Origin of the sequence: Pseudomonas sp. 2995-3 (genome assembly GCF_002742565.1) — a bacterium.
GTDB lineage: Bacteria > Pseudomonadota > Gammaproteobacteria > Pseudomonadales > Pseudomonadaceae > Aquipseudomonas > Aquipseudomonas edaphica.
Window position 1 is genome coordinate 1 of sequence record NZ_LJSB01000252.1, and the last position, 235, is coordinate 235.

The 235-nt window shown below is 38.3% G+C and carries 1 protein-coding gene; it reads left to right on the forward strand.

The window, feature by feature from the left end; translation table 11 throughout:
• Positions 1 to 13: 13 nt before the first annotated feature.
• Positions 14 to 235: hypothetical protein (locus AOA62_RS32265; protein WP_218244171.1), on the forward strand; the 222-nt coding region annotated here is incomplete at its 3' end.

Genomic DNA, 235 nt, shown 5'->3' on the forward strand with positions numbered 1-235 from the left:
CACCAAGGAAGAGATGATCGAAGATATAGAACTCTTGCATCTTACGTTAAAGTACAAATACGCTTTGTATGAGTTTATGGGCGGTGACGAGGCATTCTTAAAGGCGAAGAATGATCTAATTGAAGAAGTGAATCAAGCGCCAGAAAGCATAATGAATCGTGCATCGTTCATTTCATTGTTGCGTGAACACTATGACTTTATAGAAGACGCCCACTTTTTTATAGAACAATATCCA